This window comes from uncultured Vibrio sp., assembly GCF_947488985.1.
Classification (GTDB): Bacteria; Pseudomonadota; Gammaproteobacteria; order Enterobacterales; family Vibrionaceae; genus Vibrio.
In genome coordinates, this window is the sequence record NZ_CANLBV010000293.1 from 1 (window position 1) to 494 (window position 494).

The 494-nt window shown below is 40.9% G+C and carries 1 protein-coding gene; it reads right to left on the reverse strand.

What is annotated here, in order from left to right:
* Positions 1-115 precede the first annotated feature (115 nt).
* The gene (locus Q1A70_RS20400; protein ID WP_299695884.1) at positions 116-316 is read right to left on the reverse strand and encodes a hypothetical protein; all 201 of its coding nucleotides are present in this window, start codon (positions 314-316) and stop codon (positions 116-118) included.
* Between the last annotated feature and the right edge of the window lie 178 nt (positions 317-494).

Genomic DNA, 494 nt, shown 5'->3' on the forward strand with positions numbered 1-494 from the left:
TTTACTTTTGACAAAGCAAATTATAACTTTTTACCATACTGTTCAAAAAATACTCACGAAAGATCAACACGCCCTAGGCATTCAATAATCGTTTTTTAAGCATTAAGCCATCGTTTTATTTTCGGCTAAGGTAGCGAGACAACCAAGGCGCACCTTCAAAAGCGTGTTCGCAAGGCTGAACGGCTTTGACAGCGTCACTTGGGGAGGTTTTATTTTCCCGCATTTCATCTAAAACATTGCCGTCTAGAACCGTGTCGCCCGCCAGTGAATTCACACGCTGACTGTACAATTTCTTTGCTAGTAACTCTCTATCCATGGGGACTACCTCTATTTTGCTTAAGGCGAAAATGCCTCAATTGAAGTTAAAATGCGTACGATGGTCAAAACTGAAAAAATGCCGCTTCGAACTGTTTTTTGGTCTATACTCGTTCAACTTGAAGATGCAGGCTTGAGAACTTGAAAGTTATCATTAATTCGAGATGCCAAAGAGCCTG